We start from the raw sequence: 2247 nt of genomic DNA on the forward strand, positions 1-2247 counted from the left end.
TATTATAATCATAGACAATTTAGACTTCAAAGACTCTCGTAAGAGAGTCTTTTTTATATATTTTTAAATGCAGTTGAAAGCATTAACTTTATTCTATTTAATTGATTAGTCTCACTAGCAGATGGGTCATAGTCAATTGGAATTATATTAGCATCCTTATAAATTCTCTTTAATTCTTTAATTTGACCTTTACCAGTTATATGATTAGGCAAACATCCAAAAGGTTGCATACATATAATATTTTTAACTCCATCTTCAATAAGCTCTATCATCTCGCCTGTTAATAACCAACCTTCACCAGTTTGATTACAAGGAGATATGACTTTTTCTGTACTTTTAGCTAGAACATCTATATTTTTAGGAGAAGAGAACCTCTTACTACTATCAAGATATTTCTTATAAGTCTTTTGATAAGATTCCATAATCCATATAATAGATTTTCCAATTTCTTTAGTTAGCCATTTGCCTTCTAGATATTTATATTTATATAAGGTATTAAGGCTACAGCTATAGAAGAAGTTTATAAGCTCTGGAACAACAGCCTCTCCACCTTCTTTTTCTATAATATCGACTAAAGAGTTATTGGCAAGTGGATGAAACTTAACTAATATTTCACCAACTAATCCAACTTTAGGTTTTGTAATATCTGTTATTTCTAAAGTATCAAAGTCATGTATTATTTCTTTTATATTATTATTAAAAGTAAATATATTAGCATTATCTAAAGAGTCTAAACATCTTTTTACCCATTTATTATAAAGGGCATTACTACTTCCTTTAACTTTTTCATAAGGTCTTACCCTATATAATACCTTCATTAATAAATCTCCATAAATTACACTCATAAATAATCTATTTATAAGGGGTAGAGTTAGATTTTTCATAATTCCATTTTTTTCTATACCATTAATATTTAATGAAATTACAGGTATATCTTTAAATCCAGCATCATGCATTGCTTTTCTTAAAAATCCTATATAGTTTGTAGCTCTACATCCACCACCTGTTTGAGTTATCGCAACTGATGTATTTTCTAAATCATATTCTCCAGACTTAAGTGCACTTATAATTTGACCAACTACAATTATAGCAGGGTAGCAGGCATCATTGTTTACATATCTAAGTCCTGTATCAATAATATCTCTTCCAGTATTATCTAAAACCTTTAAGTTAATTTTACTTAAATTTAAAGATTTTTGGAAAAATTGAAAATGAATTGGAGACATTTCAGGTACTAAGATAGTGTGATTTTTATTTAAAGTACCTTTTTTATATTCTATTTTTTCATTATTAATATCTTCATTATTATTATCTATTTCTCTTTCTAGTATTGCGGCTTTTAAAGAACGAAGTCTAATTTTAGCTGCACCTAAATTATTTCCTTCATCTATTTTAATAACAGTATGTATCTTTGAACTTTGATTTAATATTTCTTGAACTTGATCAACTGTAACTGCATCTAAACCACAACCAAAAGAGTTTAGTTGAACTAATTCTAAATTAGGTTCATCTTTAATAAAACTTGCTGAATTATAAAGTCTTGTGTGATATACCCATTGGTCGACAACTCTAAGAGGTCTTTCAACCTTTCCTAGATGAGATATAGAATCTTCTGTAAGAACTTCCATATCTAAAGAATTTATAACTTCAGGTATTCCGTGATTTATTTCAGGATCAATGTGATATGGTCTACCACATAAAACTATAGCTTTTAAGTTATCTTTTCTTATTTTTTCTAATGCTTTTTCACCTTGAAGTTGAATATCTTTTTTGAAGTTTTCTTGTTCTATTGTTGCTTTATCTACAGCTTTATTAATATCTAATTTTGAAATATTAAAATATTTTGAAAGTTCATCATATAATCTAGTTTTTAATTTTTCTTTATTATTTAAACTTAAAAATGGGTTTATGTATGTTATATTGTTTTTTCTTATTTCATCAACATTATTTTTTATAACCTCGGAATAAGATATTACAACAGGGCAGTTATAATTATTATTAGCATTAATATCTTCTTTTTTCTCATTTGCAACACAAGGATAGAAAATATATTTTATACCTTTTTGTATTAAATTTTCTATATGACCGTGAGTAAGTTTAGCAGGGTAGCATACAGTTTCTGATGCTATAGATGTTATCCCACTTTCATATAGTTTTTTAGATGACCTACTTGATAATACAACTCTAAATCCAAGTTCAGTAAAGAAAGTATGCCAAAATGGATAATCTTCATACATATTTAAGGAT

The 2247-nt window shown here is 27.0% G+C and carries 1 protein-coding gene; it reads right to left on the reverse strand.

Annotated features, from left to right (window positions below; translation table 11 throughout):
* Positions 1-53 precede the first annotated feature (53 nt).
* A partial coding sequence (locus G3997_RS03740) for an acyl-CoA dehydratase activase-related protein (protein ID WP_296648326.1) occupies positions 54-2247 on the reverse strand: 2194 nt, incomplete at its 5' end.

The sequence above is a fragment of the Romboutsia sp. 13368 genome (assembly GCF_018336475.1).
Taxonomy (GTDB): domain Bacteria; phylum Bacillota; class Clostridia; order Peptostreptococcales; family Peptostreptococcaceae; genus Romboutsia.